Annotated in this window: 16 protein-coding genes, 2 tRNA genes and 1 pseudogene; 8 read left to right on the top strand and 11 right to left on the bottom strand. The window is 57.9% G+C overall.

Translation table 11 applies throughout. The features are described from left to right. The first annotated feature begins 182 nt into the window (after nucleotides 1–182). The 3 genes from HMPREF1024_RS15870 (at nucleotide 183) to HMPREF1024_RS15880 (ending at nucleotide 2979) form a co-directional block, all read left to right on the top strand. On the top strand, nucleotides 183–1103 hold the full coding sequence (locus tag HMPREF1024_RS15870; RefSeq protein ID WP_004140735.1) for a Kdo(2)-lipid IV(A) acyltransferase: 921 nt from the start codon (nucleotides 183–185) through the stop codon (nucleotides 1101–1103). A 171-nt stretch (nucleotides 1104–1274) separates the two neighbouring features. Continuing rightward, nucleotides 1275–2501, top strand: a complete 1227-nt coding sequence (gene mdtG / locus HMPREF1024_RS15875) for a multidrug efflux MFS transporter MdtG (protein ID WP_002898984.1) — start codon at nucleotides 1275–1277, stop codon at nucleotides 2499–2501. A 91-nt stretch (nucleotides 2502–2592) separates the two neighbouring features. Next, nucleotides 2593–2979, top strand: a complete 387-nt coding sequence (locus HMPREF1024_RS15880; RefSeq protein ID WP_002898981.1) for a MysB family protein — start codon at nucleotides 2593–2595, stop codon at nucleotides 2977–2979. On the opposite strand, the gene HMPREF1024_RS15885 is transcribed toward HMPREF1024_RS15880, so the two are convergent. The 3 genes from HMPREF1024_RS15885 to mdoG all read right to left on the bottom strand — a co-directional run bounded on the left by HMPREF1024_RS15885 (nucleotide 2980) and on the right by mdoG (nucleotide 7348). Next, complete coding sequence (locus HMPREF1024_RS15885; RefSeq protein ID WP_002898978.1) at nucleotides 2980–3207, bottom strand: YceK/YidQ family lipoprotein; 228 nt, start codon at nucleotides 3205–3207, stop codon at nucleotides 2980–2982. 66 nt (nucleotides 3208–3273) lie between these two features. After that, nucleotides 3274–5802: a glucans biosynthesis glucosyltransferase MdoH gene (gene mdoH / locus HMPREF1024_RS15890; RefSeq protein WP_002898967.1), complete on the bottom strand. Its 2529-nt coding sequence runs from the start codon at nucleotides 5800–5802 to the stop codon at nucleotides 3274–3276. Continuing rightward, nucleotides 5795–7348: a glucans biosynthesis protein MdoG gene (gene mdoG, locus HMPREF1024_RS15895; RefSeq protein ID WP_004140751.1), complete on the bottom strand. Its 1554-nt coding sequence runs from the start codon at nucleotides 7346–7348 to the stop codon at nucleotides 5795–5797. The genes mdoH and mdoG overlap by 8 nt, the downstream gene beginning before the upstream one ends. Before the next feature lie 251 nt (nucleotides 7349–7599). Between mdoG and mdoC the strand changes: the two genes are divergently transcribed. Beyond that, nucleotides 7600–8760, top strand: coding sequence for a glucans biosynthesis protein MdoC (mdoC, locus tag HMPREF1024_RS15900; RefSeq protein ID WP_002898962.1), 1161 nt, complete (start codon nucleotides 7600–7602; stop codon nucleotides 8758–8760). Nucleotides 8761–8794: 34 nt separating this feature from the next. Here mdoC and HMPREF1024_RS15905 read toward each other — a convergent pair whose 3' ends face one another. From HMPREF1024_RS15905 to ghrA, 6 genes and pseudogenes are all read right to left on the bottom strand, one after another. Continuing rightward, nucleotides 8795–9388 carry a TetR/AcrR family transcriptional regulator gene (locus HMPREF1024_RS15905; RefSeq protein ID WP_004179313.1) on the bottom strand — a complete coding sequence of 198 codons (594 nt, stop codon included), beginning with the start codon at nucleotides 9386–9388 and terminating at the stop codon, nucleotides 8795–8797. A 66-nt stretch (nucleotides 9389–9454) separates the two neighbouring features. Further along, nucleotides 9455–9982, bottom strand: coding sequence for an O-acetyl-ADP-ribose deacetylase (gene ymdB, locus HMPREF1024_RS15910; RefSeq protein WP_002898953.1), 528 nt, complete (start codon nucleotides 9980–9982; stop codon nucleotides 9455–9457). Between the two features lie 152 nt (nucleotides 9983–10134). Further along, nucleotides 10135–10614, bottom strand: a pseudogene (locus HMPREF1024_RS0126250) (DUF1097 domain-containing protein); the annotation flags it as partial. A gap of 103 nt (nucleotides 10615–10717) precedes the next feature. Further along, on the bottom strand, nucleotides 10718–11272 hold the full coding sequence (locus HMPREF1024_RS15915) for a molecular chaperone (protein WP_004140758.1): 555 nt from the start codon (nucleotides 11270–11272) through the stop codon (nucleotides 10718–10720). Nucleotides 11273–11294: 22 nt separating this feature from the next. After that, a complete protein-coding gene (locus HMPREF1024_RS15920; protein ID WP_009308394.1) occupies nucleotides 11295–12032 on the bottom strand; it encodes a phosphatase in 738 nt (245 codons plus the stop codon). Between the two features lie 88 nt (nucleotides 12033–12120). Continuing rightward, on the bottom strand, nucleotides 12121–13059 hold the full coding sequence (gene ghrA / locus HMPREF1024_RS15925; protein WP_009308393.1) for a glyoxylate/hydroxypyruvate reductase GhrA: 939 nt from the start codon (nucleotides 13057–13059) through the stop codon (nucleotides 12121–12123). A gap of 268 nt (nucleotides 13060–13327) precedes the next feature. Here ghrA and HMPREF1024_RS15930 point away from each other — a divergent pair. Beyond that, nucleotides 13328–13415 (top strand) — tRNA-Ser (locus tag HMPREF1024_RS15930). A 95-nt stretch (nucleotides 13416–13510) separates the two neighbouring features. On the opposite strand, the gene HMPREF1024_RS15935 is transcribed toward HMPREF1024_RS15930, so the two are convergent. Continuing rightward, nucleotides 13511–14416, bottom strand: a complete 906-nt coding sequence (locus tag HMPREF1024_RS15935; protein WP_004179309.1) for a LysR family transcriptional regulator — start codon at nucleotides 14414–14416, stop codon at nucleotides 13511–13513. 114 nt (nucleotides 14417–14530) lie between these two features. On the opposite strand from HMPREF1024_RS15935, the gene HMPREF1024_RS15940 reads away from it, so the two are divergent. The 3 genes from HMPREF1024_RS15940 (at nucleotide 14531) to HMPREF1024_RS15950 (ending at nucleotide 16320) form a co-directional block, all read left to right on the top strand. Further along, nucleotides 14531–15391 carry a pirin family protein gene (locus HMPREF1024_RS15940; protein ID WP_004199757.1) on the top strand — a complete coding sequence of 287 codons (861 nt, stop codon included), beginning with the start codon at nucleotides 14531–14533 and terminating at the stop codon, nucleotides 15389–15391. Between the two features lie 18 nt (nucleotides 15392–15409). Further along, nucleotides 15410–16087 (top strand): isochorismatase family protein, encoded by a 678-nt coding sequence (locus tag HMPREF1024_RS15945; RefSeq protein WP_009308392.1) that lies wholly within the window; start codon nucleotides 15410–15412, stop codon nucleotides 16085–16087. A gap of 145 nt (nucleotides 16088–16232) precedes the next feature. Then, nucleotides 16233–16320 (top strand) — tRNA-Ser (locus HMPREF1024_RS15950). 381 nt (nucleotides 16321–16701) lie between these two features. On the opposite strand, the gene phoH is transcribed toward HMPREF1024_RS15950, so the two are convergent. After that, on the bottom strand, nucleotides 16702–17490 hold the full coding sequence (gene phoH, locus HMPREF1024_RS15955) for a phosphate starvation-inducible protein PhoH (protein ID WP_002898923.1): 789 nt from the start codon (nucleotides 17488–17490) through the stop codon (nucleotides 16702–16704). Between the last annotated feature and the right edge of the window lie 204 nt (nucleotides 17491–17694).

Here is a 17694-nt window from a genome sequence, read left to right as displayed (position 1 = left end):
TGAGGAAATAAACGGCGGGCATGATATAGCAAAGCTAATTAATTTACATCCCTACATTTTACGCTACATTTCTCTCACCCGGTCGCGCCCCGCTTAACAAAACGAGCTGACTGTCGCCGCCTTTGGCTGGCCGGTAAAAAAATGCGATAATATAAGACGTTGCTCACTGATACGGGTATGAAATGACTCATTTGCCTAAATTTTCTCCGGCGCTGTTGCATCCGCGCTATTGGCTGCTGTGGCTGGGTATCGGCCTGCTGTGGCTGGTTGTCCAACTGCCCTACCCGCTGATCTACCGCCTCGGGAACGCCATCGGCCGTCTGGCCATGCGCTTTATGAAGCGCCGGGCGAAAATCGCCTATCGCAACCTTGAGCTCTGCTTCCCCGAGAAAAGCGAGCAGGAACGCCACCGAATGGTGGTGATGAACTTTGAATCGGTGGGCATGGGGCTGATGGAGACCGGTATGGCCTGGTTCTGGCCGGTTCGCCGTATCGCCCGCTGGACCGACACCATCGGCTTTGAGCATATTCGCGATGTGCAGGCGCAGCAGCGCGGCATTCTGCTGATCGGTATTCATTTCCTCACTCTCGAGATGGGAGCGCGGATGTTCGGTATGAACGAGCCGGGGATTGGCGTCTATCGCCCCAACGACAACCCGGTGATCGACTGGCTGCAGACCTGGGGCCGCTTGCGCTCCAACAAGGATATGATTGACCGTAAGGATCTGAAAGGCATGATCCGGGCACTGAAAAAAGGCGAAGTGGTGTGGTACGCACCGGATCACGATTACGGCCCGACCGCCAGCGTCTTTGCCCCACTGTTTGCGGTCGACCAGGCGGCGACCACCTCCGGCACCTGGATGCTGGCGAAAATGTCCAAAGCCTGCATCGTGCCCTTCGTCCCGCGTCGCAAACCGGACGGTAAAGGTTATGAACTGATTATCCTGCCGCCAGAGTGTTCCCCGCCGCTGGACGACGCGGAAACCACCGCCGCGTGGATGAACAAGATCGTTGAGCAGTGCATCATGATGGCCCCGGAACAGTATATGTGGCTCCATCGTCGCTTCAAAACCCGCCCCGAAGGCATGCCCTCCCGCTACTGATCCCTTTTCCCGGCCGCGCTCATCCCGGCCGGGAAGCTTCGCCGCTCAGGCTTTAGGCTCTCCTTTAGCTTTAAAAGCTCTCCTCCATTGCGGCATCTATTTCTCAGGCGCATAATTAGCAGGCTCATATTTTCTCTTAATTTGACCTGCCGCGCAGGCCAGTGGAACCCTATGTCGTCTGCTGAAACCCCCATTAACTGGAAACGAAACCTGACCGTGACCTGGCTTGGCTGCTTTTTAACCGGCGCCGCCTTCAGCCTGGTCATGCCCTTTCTGCCACTCTACGTCGAACAGCTCGGCGTCACCGGGCATAGCGCCCTGAACATGTGGTCCGGGCTGGTCTTTAGTATTACCTTTCTTTTCTCTGCCATCGCCTCGCCGTTCTGGGGGGGGCTTGCTGATCGCAAGGGGAGAAAAATCATGCTGCTGCGTTCCGCCCTCGGGATGGCCATCGTGATGATGCTGATGGGAATGGCGCAGAATATCTGGCAGTTTCTGCTGCTGCGCGCACTGCTCGGCCTGCTGGGCGGCTTTATTCCCAACGCCAACGCCCTGATTGCCACCCAGATCCCGCGCCATAAAAGCGGCTGGGCGCTGGGGACACTGTCTACCGGCGCGGTAAGCGGCGCCCTGCTCGGCCCGCTGGCAGGTGGCTTCCTGGCCGACCACTGGGGATTGCGCACCGTCTTCTTTATGACCGCGGCGGTACTATTTATCTGTTTCTTGTTTACCCTGTTTTTAATCCGCGAAAATTTTGTGCCGATCGCCAGGAAAGAGATGCTCAGTGCCAGAGAGGTGTTCTCTTCGCTGCAGAATCCCAAACTGGTGCTCAGCCTGTTTGTGACCTCGCTGATAATCCAGGTGGCCACCGGTTCCATTGCGCCGATCCTGACGCTTTATGTACGCGATCTCGCGGGCAACGTCAGTAATATCGCCTTTATCAGCGGAATGATCGCCTCGGTGCCGGGCATTGCCGCGCTGATGAGCGCCCCGCGGCTGGGCAAACTGGGGGATCGCATCGGGCCGGAAAAAATCCTCATCGTGGCGCTGATTATCTCGGTGCTACTCCTGATCCCGATGTCGTTCGTTCAGACCCCGCTGCAGTTAGGTATCCTGCGATTCCTGCTCGGCGCCGCGGACGGCGCGCTGCTGCCGGCGGTGCAAACCCTGCTGGTGTACAACTCCACCAGTCAGATCTCCGGGCGAATCTTCAGCTATAACCAGTCGTTCCGCGATATTGGCAACGTTACCGGCCCCCTGATTGGCGCGTCGGTTTCCGCTAACTATGGCTTCCGCGCTGTATTTCTGGTCACCGCAGGGGTGGTATTGTTTAATGCGATCTACTCCACCCTCAGCCTGCGTCGGCCAGCCGCGGATACTTCGCATTCAGTAAATTAACGTCGAGAGTGGCTCTGTCCCTTGACGCCGTGCGTACCGCCTTCTATAGATTGAATCGTGTTCAATTCATATTCTTCTCAGGAGATTCGCTATGCCAAAGGATTCGATGTTCTACGCCACGCTTGAAGAAGCTATTGATGCAGCACGTGAAGAATTTCTCGCCAACAACCCTGACAGCGATGAAGAGAGCGCCAACGTTGAGCAGCTCAACATTCAAAAGTATGTGCTGCAGGATGGCGATATCGCCTGGCAGGCCGAATTTTTTGCTGACGAAGAGGAACAAGGCGAATGCCTCCCGATGCTCAGCGGCGAAGCCGCGCAGAGCGTCTTCGACGGGGATTATGATGAGATAGAGCTGCGTCAGGAGTGGCTGGAGGAAAATACGCTCCACGAATGGGATGAAGGCGAATTTCAGCTCGAGCCCTCGCTGGACACCGAAGAGGGGCAGACGGCAGCCGACGAGTGGGACGAGCGTTAATCAGTTATAGGGTCCGTGGCTGGCGTCCAGAGGCAGCAGAAGCGTATCAAATACCAGCGAGAACGGCAGGTCGAGAATGGTGAGATAGCGCCATGCCGAATCGCGAACATCCCACTGTACGCCCGGGTAATATTGATTGCCATGCCCCTGCCCGGGCACCGTACGGCTGATAATGCTGCCGCAGCCGCTGAGCAGCAGCGCCATGGCAATGATCGGTAGTATTCGCATCCACATCCTCGTATTTCAGATAAAAAAATACCGGCATCGCTGCCGGTATTTTCCTTAACGTACGGCTTATTTCGTTTTCAGCGCCAGCGGGTTAAGCGCCAACTGCTGATAGGCGTTCACCCATGAAGAGTATTTCTCCGGCGCGGCCCATACGCGATAGTGCAGACGCGACATGGTTACCGGGTCGCTCAACAGCACCAGTCGGCGATCGCGGTTCAGCTTATCCGGCGTTTCATTCAGCGCCTGCTCGACATGGCGCTCGCGGGCGATCTCCAGGATATGACCCTGACGGTGGCGCGCAGTGGCCATTGCGGTAGCGAGGGCGTTAAACGACGGGTTAAACACCGCGTGCATAAAGCCATCGTCCAGCGAACGCTGACGGTTCATCGTCAGGTACGCATCGGTATCCTTGAGCACCTGCGGCGGCGAATACTCTTCCGGGATCAGGAACAGCTTCCAGCGCTTGGTGCGCAGGCCCACTGTCGCCCGGCTGGAAATCGCCGACACGAACGGCGAGAGGATCAGCGAGACAACAATCGGCGCCAGCCAGAACAGGAAGCGCAGATCCAGCCATGCCATCCCGACCGCCCACACCAGCCCCAGCAGCAGCTGCGAGCCGTGGCGCATAAAGGCTTCCCCCCACGGCGTGGAGTCATCATCACGCTGCGGCGAATTCCATACCACCTCCCAGCCGAGGAAGGCGCTGACCACGAAGACGGTGTGGAACAGCATACGGACCGGCGCCAGCAGGACCGAGAACAGGACCTCCAGCAGCAGTGAAAGCGTGACGCGGATAAATCCGCCGTACTCTTTCGGCCCTTTACACCACACCAGAATAATACTCAGCAGCTTCGGCAGGAACAGCAGCACCATGGTCGAGGCGAACAGCGCGATGGCCAGCTCAGGCCGCCACTGCGGCCACACCGGGAACAGCTGACGCGGCTGCAGGAAGTACTGCGGTTCGGTAAGGGCATGCACCACCTGCAACGCCGTCGACAGGGCAAGGAACATAAACCACAGCGGCGCCGACAGGTAGGACATCACGCCAGTAAGGAAGACCGCCCGGTGAACCGGGTGCATCCCTCTGACAAGGAACAGGCGGAAGTTCATCAGGTTGCCCTGACACCAGCGACGGTCGCGTTTCAGCTCGTCCAGAAGGTTCGGCGGCAGCTCCTCATAGGAGCCCGGCAGATCGTAGGCAATCCACACCCCCCAGCCGGCACGGCGCATCAGCGCGGCTTCGACGAAGTCGTGCGACAGGATCGACCCCGCAAAGTTGCCCTCGCCCGGCAGCGGCGCCAGCGCGCAGTGCTCAATGAACGGCTTCACGCGGATTATGGCGTTGTGGCCCCAGTAGTGGGACTCCCCCAACTGCCAGAAGTGCAGACCCGCCGTAAACAGCGGACCGTACACCCGGGTGGCAAACTGCTGGCAACGCGCATACAGCGTGTCCATGCCCGAGGCGCGCGGGGAAGACTGGATGATCCCGGCATTCGGGTTCGCTTCCATCAGGCGCACCAGGCTGCTCAGACACTCACCGGTCATCACCGAGTCAGCGTCCAGCACCACCATATAGCTATACTGGCTGCCCCAGCGGCGGCAGAAGTCATCGATGTTGCCGCTCTTACGCTTCACTCGACGACGACGGCGGCGGTAGAAGATCTGCCCTTCGCCCTGCACTTCGGCAATCAGCTCCATCCACGCCTTTTGCTCAGCCACACAGATATCGGGGTTATAGCTATCGCTGAGGATATAGACGTCGAAATGAGCGGCGTTACCGGTCGCTTTCACCGACTCCCAGGTCGCCCGCAGGCCGGCGAAAACGCGGTCAACGTCTTCGTTACAGATCGGCATTATCAGCGCCGTACGGTGCGCCGGGTTCAACGGTTCGTCACCGACCGTCGAGGCGGAAATACTGTACTTATCGCGGCCGATCAATAGCTGCAGGAAGCCCATTAACGCGGTCCAGAAGCCGGCGGAAACCCAGCAGAACAGCACCGCGAAGAGGATCAGAATGCCGCTCTGCAACACGTACGGCAGCAGCTGCATGAACGAGATCCACAGGTTCTGCCCCACCATGTCGGCCGGGTTGATCAGCGCCCAGCCCTGATAAGGCAGAATGGTTTTCATATACCAGGTGGCTACCACGGTCTGCGACAGCGTCAGCAGCAGCAGTATATAGCGACGAATGGTGCCGACGGTACGCCATTTTTGCTCACTCTCGCGCTCTTCTTGCGTCAGACGGGAGAGATAGCGCGGCGTGACATCGCGTCCGCGCAGACGGTCCCAGAAGCGGCCGACCGGGTTGGTACGCCACGGGTCCGGGATCATTGAGGAGCGCTTGGCTTTAGGCATCGCATGCAGCTGAGTACGGCCTTCATCGTCCTTCACCAGCTGATCGCCAGACAGCGAATCCGGCCAGCTATGCGCCAGCCGTGCCTTGACCGACCCCAGCGGGGAGTCGTCTTCGCGGGCGAAGGTCTGATGGTCGTCATCCAGGGCCTGATGAACGGCCTGCAGGCTGGTGTCCGGCAGCGCCGATTTCTCGGCGTCCGACAGCGGCAATGCGTCAATGTACTTTGTTATCTTATTCATTGGCAGGCAGCTGATAGCTCCAGGTTTCGCTCAACGTGTCATCACCGTTAACCAGCGCGGCGCGCATTTCCGTCGTTTTCTTCGGATCTTTCACCTTCAAACGCAGGATCATTCGCCAGCCTTTGGTCACCGGATTGTAACGCACGGTATTTTCAACGATTTCAGCGTTATCGCCGGTACTCGCCTGGGCGGCGACCGGGGTATCCGCCGGCAGTTTTTTCATATCGGCGCCGGTGAAGTCGACAATGAAAGCAATGGTGCCGTCCGGCTGGCGGATCAGGTTCGACTGCTTCACGTCGCCGGTAGAGCGGCGGGTCTGCATAACGTAAGCGTTATCCGGCGCATGCAGCTTGTCTTCATCGCGGCTGAAGGTGATGGTGTACTTGAAGTTCATCTCCTTGCCCGGCTCCGGCAGCTGATCCGGCGTCCAGTAAGTCACGATGTTATCGTTGGTTTCATCGTTGGTCGGGATTTCAACCAGTTCGATTTTCCCTTTGCCCCACTCCCCTTTCGGGGTGATCCAGGCGCTCGGACGCAGGTCATAACGATCGTCGAGATCCTCGAAGCGCGAGAACTGACGGCCGCGCTGCAGCAGGCCGAACCCTTGCGGGTTTTCCATCGCATAGCTGCTAACGGCAAGGTGTTTCGGGTTGTTCAGCGGACGCCAGATCCACTCGCCGTTACCGGCCAGGATCGACAGACCATTGGAGTCGTGTAGCGCCGGACGATAGTTAAGCGCCGGAGAAGGCTGGTTGGAACCGAACAGGAACATGCTGGTCAGCGGCGCCACGCCCAGTTTTCCCACTTTGTCACGCAGGTAAACTTTGGACTGGACATCTACCACGGTGTCGCGTCCCGGCATGATGACAAAGCGATAAGCGCCGGTTGCCCGCGGGGAGTCCAGCAGCGCATAGATAGTCAGACGTTTGTCGGTGGCTTTAGGACGCTCGATCCAGAACTCGCGAAAACGCGGGAACTCTTCGCCGGACGGCAGCGCGGTATCGATAGCCAGGCCGCGCGCGGACAGGCCGTAAACCTGACCCTGACCCAGCACGCGGAAGTAGCTGGCACCGAGCATGCTGACGATCTCATCGTTCTTATCTTTGCTATTGATCGGATACAGTACTTTGAAGCCGGCGAAACCGAGGTCTTTCACCGTGTCTTTATCGTGCTGAACGTTACCAAAGTTAAAATAGTCCGGGCTATATTTAATTTTGCGCACGCTGGTGGCCGTCACTTCATTGATGGTGACCGGCGTGTCGAAGTACATACCCTGATGGTAAAATTCAAGCTTGAATGGGGTTTTCTGGTTATTCCAGTAAGCTTTATCGTGATTAAACTGAATTTGCTGGTAATCCGCGTATTTCATGTCGCGGAAAGCGGAGGGCAGGTTACTCTTCGGCGCTTCATAGCCTTTCCCGGCTAACGTTTTGGCCTCTTTTGCAACGTCATCAATGCTAAATGCCCATGCAGATGAAGTACACAGGGACAACATTACGGCTGCGCTTAACCAACGCATTTTCATCATCTGTGGTTTATGTTTCATATAAGTAAGCACTTCCCCCTTTGTGTGCTTAAATCGATCCGATCTATTTTAATGGAAACTCAGGCAATCCGACAACATAATCCCTGCTTTGTTCAGCGTAGCGGCGCAGGGAATAAACAGTTCGCTATCCCGTTTGCACTTTGCGTGCTTATCCTGGAGACAGGTACCCCGAGTTCATGTAGGGTTGCTGATAATGTAAGCGTTATCATCTTGAGTGATAAGACGAATTATCTGAGATTGTCGTGAATCGTATGAATAATACTCCGGTACAGCGTGAATATTTCTTCGACAGCATCCGCGCCTGGCTGATGCTGCTGGGGATCCCTTTCCACATTTCGCTGATTTATTCCAGCCACAGCTGGCATGTCAACAGCGCTGAGCCCTCGTGGTGGTTGACGCTGTTTAATGACTTCATCCATGCCTTCCGGATGCAGGTCTTTTTCGTCATCTCCGGCTATTTCTCCTACATGCTGTTCCTGCGCTACCCGTTGAAAAAGTGGTGGAAAGTGCGCGTCGAACGGGTCGGTATTCCGATGCTGACCGCTATCCCACTGCTGACGCTGCCGCAGTTTATTATGCTGCAGTACGTCAACGGCAAGGCGGAAAACTGGCACACCCTTTCCGGGTACGACAAATTTAACACCCTGGCGTGGGAGCTTATTTCCCACCTGTGGTTTTTACTGGTGCTGGTGGTGCTGACCTCGCTGGGCGTGGTGCTGTTTAAATGGCTGACGCGCCGCCCGGCAGGGGGTGCCTCAGCCTTTGGTGACACTGTCACTATGGGCCAGCTAACGATGATTTTCCTTGCGCTGGGGGTGCTTTACGCGCTGATCCGCCGATCGCTGTTCCTGATTTACCCGCCGCTGCTTAGCAATGGTCTGTTTAACTTTGTGGTGATGCAGACGCTGTTCTATCTTCCCTTCTTTGTGCTGGGGGCGCAGACCTTTATTAATCCGCGTCTGAAGGCGATGTTTACCACCCCGTCACCATGGTGCTGTGCAGCGGCGCTGCTGGGATTTATCGCCTACCGGCTGAACCAGCAGTACGGCTCCGGCGACGGCTGGATGTATGAAACGGAATCGGTGATCACCATGGTGCTTGGGCTGTGGATGGTCAATGTGGTCTTTTCGCTCGGCCATCGCCTGCTGAACTTCCAGTCGGCGCGCGTAACCTATTTCGTCAATGCTTCGCTGTTTATTTACCTGGTGCACCATCCGCTGACGCTGCTGTACGGGGCGTGGATCACCCCGGTCATTAAGTCCAATACCTTAGGCTTTATTGGCGGGTTGGTTTTTGTGGTGGGTATTGCCCTGATCCTGTATGAAATTCACCTGCGCATTCCGCTGCTGCGTTTCCTGTTCTCCGGTAAACCGATGAACAAACCGGCCAAAACCCCAGCCTCGGCCAGCTAACCATTAGCCTGTGCGGCACGCCAGGCGTGCCGTATTATGCCTGCTCGTCAAAAAGCCGGTCGAAAATCATATTGTACAGGGCTTCTAAATCTGCCTTATCGACCGGGGTGGAGGCGCTCAGCTCACAGCGGTAGGCTGCCCCCTCTGTCAGAACGGCGATGAGCTCTGATGCGGCATTGCGTCGCGCATCGCTGAGCCCGGGATGGTAGCGCTGCGACAGGCGACCGCCCTCCTCTTTCAACCGCCGATCGGCCTGCATCAGGATCTCACGCAAGCGTGGGTTACGCGAGGCCTCGGCATTGATCTCCATCAGCAGATAATTATCGCTTTTGGTGGCTGCCGACGTCGGGATCCTGCCAGCCAAAACCGCCGCTTTACGCGCCAGATTGTGGTTCTCATCGATCATCTCCCCGACTCTGGCGTTGACGATTTCGCTAACAATCGCTTCGATGATCGCTTCCTTGCTGGCAAAAATGCGATATAGCTGACCGACGCTCAGGCCCGCTTCCCGGGCGATATCGGCGACGGAAGCGCCGTGCAGCCCCTTTTCAGCGAAACATTTTTGCGCAGCGACAACGATCTCCGCGCGGCGCGCCTGCTGTTTCTGCTGGACTTTTCCTTCTGACACCCTGCTCCCTCCTGCTACCCATCATTCCCGTCAAGACTGGCGGTTATCATAGCCTATTCTGTTGAATCAGGGGTATGACGCCAGCAGGCGGCGATAGATAGCCGCCGTTTCCTCGTCAAAACAGACGAACAGGACGCGCTCAAGAGGGTTATAGCGAGTGAGAAACGCGGTGACGGTGCGCACGGCGATCGCCGCCGCTTCCTCTCTCGGATAGCCATACACGCCGGTGCTTATCGCCGGAAACGCAATGGAGCGATAGTTGTTTGCCGAGGCCAACTGCAGACTGTTTTTGTAAGCATCGGCCAGGGTTTGCGCCTCCATGCGGTCACCGCCGTGCCAGACCGGGCCCACGGTGTGGATCACCGCGCTGGCCGGCAGATTGCCGGCAATAGTAATTACCGCATGCCCGGGAGGGCATTCGCCCTGCTGCTGCAGCACCTGCTTGCAAGCCGCCAGCAGCGCGGGACCGGCCGCCCGGTGGATGGCCCCGTCTACTCCGCCACCACCCAGCAGCGAGGGATTTGCCGCATTAACAATCACATCGACATCAAGTGTCGTAATATCGCCGAGAATTACCTCAGGTTTAACAGCCATTTCTCCTCCTGTCGGCATAGCGTGTGGATACGGCTTTCTGCCGATACTAGGGCATTCTCGCCTGCGGGAGCAAGATTATCGCTTTGTCCGGTGACGAGAAGATAAAAAAACAGGACCCGTAAGGTCCTGTTTTTTAGTCGTCCCGCCGAACAGGCGTTGTCGTTGGCGAACGATTTATGCTTATCCGCACGGGCCGCCAGCCACAGGCCACTATTTTTCATGGCATAGCCAAAGACCAGACCCAGCGCCAGGGAAGGGATCACCAGACGCCAGTCGCCGTCTGCCGCGAAGGTCGCGCAGGCGCCGATAAAGGTGCCCGGGACAAACGACAGTAGCGTCCGTCGCGCCTGAATGCACATCAGGAAGGCGACCACACCGGTCATCATATAGCTGAGGATCTGCACCTGTGGCGCCAGCGCGCTACCGTGGATAATCACTAACGCCCAGGCCACGCCGCTCATCACCGTGCAGGACGAGATGGCCAGCCCTTTCAAGCCGCCCTGCGGGCAGGCGAAATAGGCCGTACAGCCGAGGAATCCGGCCCAGCTCAGCAGGCCGAGAGCGACCGCCACCCACCCCCAAATCCCGGAGAGGATGCCTGTCGTTAATGCGATTGCGAAGAGTATGTTCATGGCGCGTATCCTAGCAGATACGCGCCGGAAGAATGCGATCTAAAACACAGTATATGAATGAACTTTCTTTCAGTTTCATTCAAACAGTGATTTACATCACATATTATTGCTCATCTTCTTCCTGAAGCTCGTCCCACATCGCGGCGATGGCGTCGCGGGTCAACGGCGCCATGGTGCGCCAGAACGGCGTGTGCGCATGGGCTTCGACTTTCCCCAGCATCGTCCCGCACCACGGCAGGATATAGTCGGCGAACAGGAGCTCCAGCGTCTCGCTCTGGTCTTCTGCGGCATGATCCTCCAGCCAGGAGGCGGCCAGCAGCAGCGAGCCGAGATGATCCGCCGGACCTTCCCCTGTCGGGATGCCGTGTTCGCTCAGAAAAGCCCGAACTTCCGCTTCCGAGGAACCCTCCACCCACGCGCTACGGTACGGCGGGACGCTGCAGGCTTCACCGACGAACAGCGCATTATAGTCCGTCGCCAGGGACTGCATTTCACAGCTTTTCTGCAGACGCGCCAGCAGCTCGTCCTGCTCAAGCGGCCAGCTGGCGGCCAGTTTGCCCTCGCGGATCAGGGTAAACAGCGGCACCAGCAGCGGGTCCTGCGGTTGACGGTAATACAGCGAACCCAGCACGCGGCAGAGGATTGAAAACTCGTTCATTCAGTTATTCCAGTTATACAAATTAAAGGTCAGCAAATTCCGGGATCGCCGGCATACCCCGCGACTCGAGGAAGTTAAGCAGGCGACGCGGAGAAACGTTGAGGATCCTCTCCTCCGGGAAATCGACCGCATCAAGGATCTTGCGGCATTCGGTAAACTCCCCGAGGGTAAAGGCGGTGTGAGAGTCCGAGCCCAGCGCCACCCATCCCCCGGCATCACGCACTGCGGCGGCGATGGCCCGGCAGTTGTCTTCACTGCCCACGCGCGATGATACGAACGAGGAGTTATTAATCTCCAGCGCCACCTGGTAGCGAGCCGCCGCTTCGGCAATCGCCGGGATATCCACTGGGTATTTCGGATTACCCGGATGGCTAATCATATGCACTTTACCGCTGGCCATCGCGGCTATCATCGCCTGTGTATGGGTGTCACGATCCTGCGGCGGAAACACCGGCTCATGAAATCCGGCGATGATCAGATCGAGAGAAGTCAACATCGGTCCGGAACAGTCGATCTCGCCTTCAATATTTTTAATGTTCGACTCAATACCGCGCAGGATCCCCACCCCGTCTACCAGGCGGGGCCAGATGCGCATATTAACGAAGTGCCAGTAGTGCGGAGCATCCGCCATGTCCGGGCCGTGGTCGGTGATGGCGAAGAGTTTGATCCCTTTACGCTTTGCTTCCGCAATATAATCGTGCAGGGTGCTGTAGGCATGGGTGCTGGCGACGGTATGCATGTGCAGGTCAACGGGATACATCACATTCTCCTCTTCTGTTTGCCGCAAGAATAGCAGGAAACCGGGCTATTGATTAGCAAAAACCCCGCCGTGGCGGGGTTCTCTCGTCTTAATAACCGCGCTGGCGGTCGACCTGACCGCTTACCGGCTCCCCTCGCTCAAGCCGGCTAATGGTCTCCGCAATGTAGGTGATAGCTTCCATTGGACGGGTCACTGCCGCCACATGGGGGGTCATGGCCACCCGCGGATGCGCCCATAGCGGGCTCTCCTGCGGCAGCGGTTCGCGACTGAAGACATCGAGCATCGCCCCTTTGAGCTTACCGCTGTTCAGCGCCGCCAGCAGATCCTCTTCAACGACATGCACGCCGCGAGCAAGGTTGAGGACATAGCTCTCATCAGGCAACTGCGCCAGCAGCGTCTGGTTAATAATGCCGGCGGTTTCGGCGGTATTCGGCAGCAGGTTGATCAGCACGCGAGTGCCCTGCAGGAATTCGCCCAGCTCGGCCTGGCCGGCGAAGCTCTGCACCTGCGGCCAGGATTTGCGGCTACGGCTCCAGACGCGAAGCGGGAACCCCCAGGGTTGCAGACTTTCCGCAACCTTCGCCCCCAGCACGCCGGCGCCCATAATCCCGACGGTGAATTCGTCGGCGCGGTACTCTGGCAGCGGCTGCCAGCGGGAAACCAGCTTCAGCGCCTGATAGTCATCAAAGCGGCGGAACCAGTGGAGCACCTGGCTCACGGCATACTCCTGCATCTGCCGTCCCATACCGGTATCTTCGAGACGAAACAGCGGAATCGACAGCGGCAGCATATCCGGATGGTCGCGCAGCTTGCTGAGAATAGAGTCCACCCCTGCCCCGAGGGCGAACACGGCCTTCAGCGCCCGGCCCTGCAGCATCTCTACCGGCGGATGCCAGACCAGGGCATAGTCCGCCGACCGGTTATCGCCTGCTTTCCACTCGCGCACCCGCGCGCCGGGTAACTGCTTTTCCAGCTCACAGATCCAGTATTGGGTATCAAAGGTCGGATGGTAAAAAATAATCTCCATAGGGGCTCCTGATAGCAGACGCCTTTGGCCGATTGACGCTGGCGTCTTATTTTACTCATTGTTTTCTATTGGTTTGCCAGCATAACAAATTTCCCCCGAGCGAAAAGGGAAAAGCTACTGGCGACAAAAAAAACGGATTTCGCACGTTTAAGGAGCAAGTTGCTCAAAGTTTGTCTAAACGCGCTTTTTTTGCAAAAAGTTGATTGACGGGCGATACGTATTTCCCTACATTAGCGCCCGTTCCCGACAACAACGGGAAAGACAATATGGTGAGGTGTCCGAGTGGCTGAAGGAGCACGCCTGGAAAGTGTGTATACGGCAACGTATCGGGGGTTCGAATCCCCCCCTCACCGCCATATTTTAAGAAGAGCTCGTACGCAAGTACGGGCTTTTTTCTTTTATATTCTCTGCCGGGGGGGGGGAGGCCCCTCGAGAAAAGCCAATCCCGAAGCTAATCCTCCTCCATCCGCTGATACTCTTCGCTGAGGTAGTCCACCAGCGCCCTGACGGAGGGCAGCAGCCCGCGCCGTGAGGCAAATACCGCATGGATCACTTCCCGCCGCGGCTGCCACTCGTCCAGAACCACCTCTAATTCACCTGACGCCAGCTGATCGCGCACCATTAATAAAGGAAGCTGCACCACGCCTACGCCGGCCATCGCCGCCTCGCGCAGCGCCAGCATATCGGTGGTCACCATTCGCGGCGTGAAATACACTTCCGCTCTCGCTCCCCCGGGCCCGGTGAGCTGCCATTTATGCTGATGCTTGTTCGCACCCAGGCTGAGGCCCGGCCAGGCGCTCAGCTCGGACGGCGCCTGCGGACGTCCGAGCCGGGAAATGAGATCCGGGCTGGCTACCAGCCGGTGCCCGCGGTCCGCCAGCACGCGCATCACCAGGTCGCTATCCTCGATGGGCCGGGGACGGACGCGGATCGCCACATCAACGCCCTCCCCGACCACATCCACCCGGCGGTTGGTCGCCTCAAGATGCAGCGTTACCCCAGGATAGCGCGCCATAAATCGCGCCAGCATCGGTCCGATATGGACATGCAGCAAGGTGACCGGACAGGTGATCCTGACGCTACCGCGCGGCTCGGCGCGCAGCGTCTCGACCGCCTGCTGCGCCGCCTCGGCCTCAATCAGCATCGCTTTGCAATGCTGATAAAAGGTCTGCCCGACCTCGGTGACCGCGAACTGACGGGTGGTTCGCTGAATCAAACGCACGCCCAACCGCTCCTCGAGTTGCGCAATGCGACGGCTGAGTTTGGATTTCGGCTGGTCAAGCGCTCGCCCCGCCGCGGCGAAACCGCCATGGTCTACCACCTGGACAAACCAGGCGAAGTCATTGAGATCCTGCATCCTTCCTCCATTGTTCCATTTTTGGAACAGTATAGGTCATTTTTGCACACTACCGCATACGTCGTCCCGGATATAAGCTTATTCACATCAGATACCGATACACAGGAGAAAGCCATGAAACAGATCACAGGAGTCTACACCGCGCCTGCGCAGCATTGGGTAGGCGACGGCTTCCCGGTTCGCTCGATGTTTTCCTATCAGACGCACGGCCAGCAGCTGAGCCCCTTCTTACTGCTCGACTATGCCGGGCCGTACACCTTCCCGGCGGGCAGCGAAAAACGCGGCGTCGGTGAGCATCCGCATCGCGGATTTGAAACCGTCACCATCGTCTACGCCGGTGAAGTAGAGCATCGCGACTCCACCGGACGCGGCGGGGTGATTGGTCCAGGCGACGTGCAGTGGATGACGGCGGGCGCCGGGATCCTGCACGAAGAGTTCCACTCGGAGGCCTTCACCCGCAGCGGCGGCGAGCTGAAGATGATCCAGCTGTGGGTCAACCTGCCCGCGAAAGACAAAATGGCGACCCCCGGCTACCAGAGCATTACCGCCGGGACGATCCCCACCGTGGCGCTGGCGAACGGCGCCGGACAGGTTCGGGTTATTGCCGGCCAGTATGACGACGTCAGCGGCCCGGCCCATACCTTCTCACCGCTTAACGTGTGGGATCTGCAGCTGAATCAGGGGCACGACCTCACGCTGCGCCAACCGGAGGGCTGGAGTACCGCGCTGGTGGTGCTGGAAGGGGAAGTGATCATTAACGGTTCCGAATCTGCTCGCGAAGGCCAGCTGGCCGTCCTGAGCCAGGCAGGTGACGCAGTGCATCTGGAGGCGACCGCCCCGGCAAAAGTTCTGCTGATGGCCGGAGAACCGCTACAGGAGCCGATTGTGGGCTATGGCCCGTTTGTCATGAATAACAAAACGCAGATCGCAGAAGCTGTACGCGATTTTAACAGCGGCCGCTTTGGCCAAATCTAACTGATTGAGGTGAATACTATGTCTACTCCCGCTAACTTTAACGGTGCTCGTCCGGTGATTGATGTTAACGATACCGCAATGCTGTTGATTGACCATCAGAGCGGTCTGTTCCAGACCGTCGGCGATATGCCGATGCCAGAGCTGCGCGCTCGCGCCGCCGCGCTGGCCAAGATGGCGTCGCTTGCCGGGATCCCGGTGATCACGACCGCCTCCGTGCCGCAGGGGCCGAACGGTCCGCTGATCCCGGATATTCATGAAAACGCGCCGCATGCGAAATACATCGCCCGTAAAGGTGAGATTAACGCCTGGGATAACCCGGAATTCGTCGCCGCGGTGAAAGCGACCGGCCGTAAAACGCTGATTATCGCCGGGACCATCACCAGCGTCTGCATGGCCTTCCCGGCTATCGCCGCTGTCGCCGACGGTTATAAAGTGTTTGCCGTGATTGACGCTTCCGGCACCTACAGCAAAATGGCGCAGGAGATCACCCTGGCTCGCGTGGTACAGGCCGGCGTAGTGCCAATGGATACCGCCGCCGTCGCCTCTGAGCTGCAGCGCACCTGGAATCGCCCGGACGCCGCAGAATGGGCGGAGGTGTACACCAAAGTCTTCCCGGCCTACCAGCTGCTGATCGAAAGCTACAGCAAAGCGCAGGACGTCGTGAAGAATAACGAACAGCTGGATTCCCAGCGCTAAAACGCCCGCCCCGCTGAGCCGCAGCGGGGCATTGTTCATTGCGTGAGCGAACGGCAAAGAAAGAAGAAAATATGCTTGACCGTTTTAACGCAACTCCCTATAGTAGCGCCCCGTTGCCCACCCAAGGTGAGCAGCAAGACAATATGGTGAGGTGTCCGAGTGGCTGAAGGAGCACGCCTGGAAAGTGTGTATACGGCAACGTATCGGGGGTTCGAATCCCCCCCTCACCGCCATATTCGAGATGAGAGCCTGTACGCAAGTACAGGCTCTTTTCTTTTATATTCTCCGCAGGGGGGATGAGAACCCCCGACCGGGGTTCGACAACTGGCGCAGCCAGTTGGACAGACTGCGAGCCTGCGAGCGGGCTGCCACGCAGGGGCGAGCGAAGCGAGTCAATCCCCCCCTCACCGCCATATTTTAAGAAGAGCTCGTACGCATGTACGGGCTTTTTTTTCGCATGTGGCACCGCAGACATCCCCGGGGTCGGCAGCAATGCCTCTCCCGGGCTACCAGACCGTACCCGCCAGGTAGCCCGGCTAAGCGCAGCGCCGCCGGGAGGATGCCCAAAAACAACAAAGCCCGGGCTAGCCCGGGCCTTGCTCACAGTATGACGATTAATAATAGGCTTTCAGCGTCCGCTGGCAGAGAGCCGAGCGCACGCAGTCATCGGTGGTGAAACGCACAATGCCGATCATCTCGTCTTCCTCAAAACGCGCCAGCGCATCGCTCAGGCCAGATCTCACGCCAGAGGGCAAGTCGCACTGGGTGATATCGCCATTGACGATGACCGTCACGTTCTCCCCGAGGCGGGTTAAAAACATCTTCATTTGCGCTGCGGTCACGTTCTGGGCCTCGTCCAGAATCACCACCGCATTTTCAAAGGTACGTCCGCGCATATAGGCGAACGGCGCGATTTCCACCTTGCCGATTTCCGGACGCAGGCAGTACTGCATAAAGGAAGCCCCCAGCCTTTTCACCAGCACATCGTAAACCGGTCGGAAATAGGGAGCGAACTTCTCGGCGATATCTCCCGGTAAGAAGCCGAGATCTTCGTCGGCCTGCAGAACGGGACGGGTAACAATAATTCTGTCCACATCCTTATGGATCAGGGCTTCAGCTGCCTTCGCCGCACTGATCCAGGTCTTGCCGCATCCAGCTTCGCCGGTAGCGAAAATCAGCTGCTTATTGTCGATGGCATTCAAATAATGCGCCTGAGCCTCATTGCGCGCCTCAATTGGGGAAGTATCACGGCTGTCCCGCGCCATGCCAATTGCTTCTACGCCACTCATTTGCACAAGCGATGTGACCGATTCTTCTTCACGCTGCTTATGGCTGCGTGAATCCCGTCTCAGCACACGTTTTGCTTCACGACGAGCTTTGATCACTGCTTTTTGTCTTCCCATGGATAGCACCTTGCGTTGTTGGTTTACATCACACGCGTCAACATCGACGCGACTATGCGCACGAACGATTGAGGTTTGGCTTCCTTGTAAGCCATTGCTTGCCGGTAGAACTGACAACGAGTCGCGGCTACGCGCACCGCGTACCCTGCCAAGGTTGTAATAATGCGAAGCGGAGAGAGAAAGAGTAAGAAAATCGCTGCCGGA

The organism is Klebsiella sp. 4_1_44FAA, assembly GCF_000238715.1.
GTDB classification, from domain to species: Bacteria; Pseudomonadota; Gammaproteobacteria; order Enterobacterales; family Enterobacteriaceae; genus Klebsiella; species Klebsiella pneumoniae.
The sequence above is the reverse complement of the archived record's forward strand: the minus strand, read 5'-3'. Positions and strand labels throughout refer to the sequence as shown.

Bases quoted from the DNA above. Each gene is read 5' to 3' on its own strand.
- ymdB (WP_002898953.1), bottom strand. From the start codon at position 9,982: ATGGCTGTTAAACCTGAGGTAATTCTCGGCGATATTACGACACTTGAT.
- ghrA (WP_009308393.1), bottom strand. From the start codon at position 13,059: ATGGAGATTATTTTTTACCATCCGACCTTTGATACCCAATACTGGATC.
- phoH (WP_002898923.1), bottom strand. From the start codon at position 17,490: ATGGGAAGACAAAAAGCAGTGATCAAAGCTCGTCGTGAAGCAAAACGT.
- mdoH (WP_002898967.1), bottom strand. From the start codon at position 5,802: ATGAATAAGATAACAAAGTACATTGACGCATTGCCGCTGTCGGACGCC.
- HMPREF1024_RS15880 (WP_002898981.1), top strand. From the start codon at position 2,593: ATGCCAAAGGATTCGATGTTCTACGCCACGCTTGAAGAAGCTATTGAT.
- HMPREF1024_RS15935 (WP_004179309.1), bottom strand. From the start codon at position 14,416: ATGCAGGATCTCAATGACTTCGCCTGGTTTGTCCAGGTGGTAGACCAT.
- HMPREF1024_RS15945 (WP_009308392.1), top strand. From the start codon at position 15,410: ATGTCTACTCCCGCTAACTTTAACGGTGCTCGTCCGGTGATTGATGTT.
- HMPREF1024_RS15920 (WP_009308394.1), bottom strand. From the start codon at position 12,032: ATGTATCCCGTTGACCTGCACATGCATACCGTCGCCAGCACCCATGCC.
- HMPREF1024_RS15915 (WP_004140758.1), bottom strand. From the start codon at position 11,272: ATGAACGAGTTTTCAATCCTCTGCCGCGTGCTGGGTTCGCTGTATTAC.
- HMPREF1024_RS15870 (WP_004140735.1), top strand. From the start codon at position 183: ATGACTCATTTGCCTAAATTTTCTCCGGCGCTGTTGCATCCGCGCTAT.
- mdoG (WP_004140751.1), bottom strand. From the start codon at position 7,348: ATGAAACATAAACCACAGATGATGAAAATGCGTTGGTTAAGCGCAGCC.
- mdtG (WP_002898984.1), top strand. From the start codon at position 1,275: ATGTCGTCTGCTGAAACCCCCATTAACTGGAAACGAAACCTGACCGTG.
- HMPREF1024_RS15885 (WP_002898978.1), bottom strand. From the start codon at position 3,207: ATGCGAATACTACCGATCATTGCCATGGCGCTGCTGCTCAGCGGCTGC.
- mdoC (WP_002898962.1), top strand. From the start codon at position 7,600: ATGAATAATACTCCGGTACAGCGTGAATATTTCTTCGACAGCATCCGC.
- HMPREF1024_RS15940 (WP_004199757.1), top strand. From the start codon at position 14,531: ATGAAACAGATCACAGGAGTCTACACCGCGCCTGCGCAGCATTGGGTA.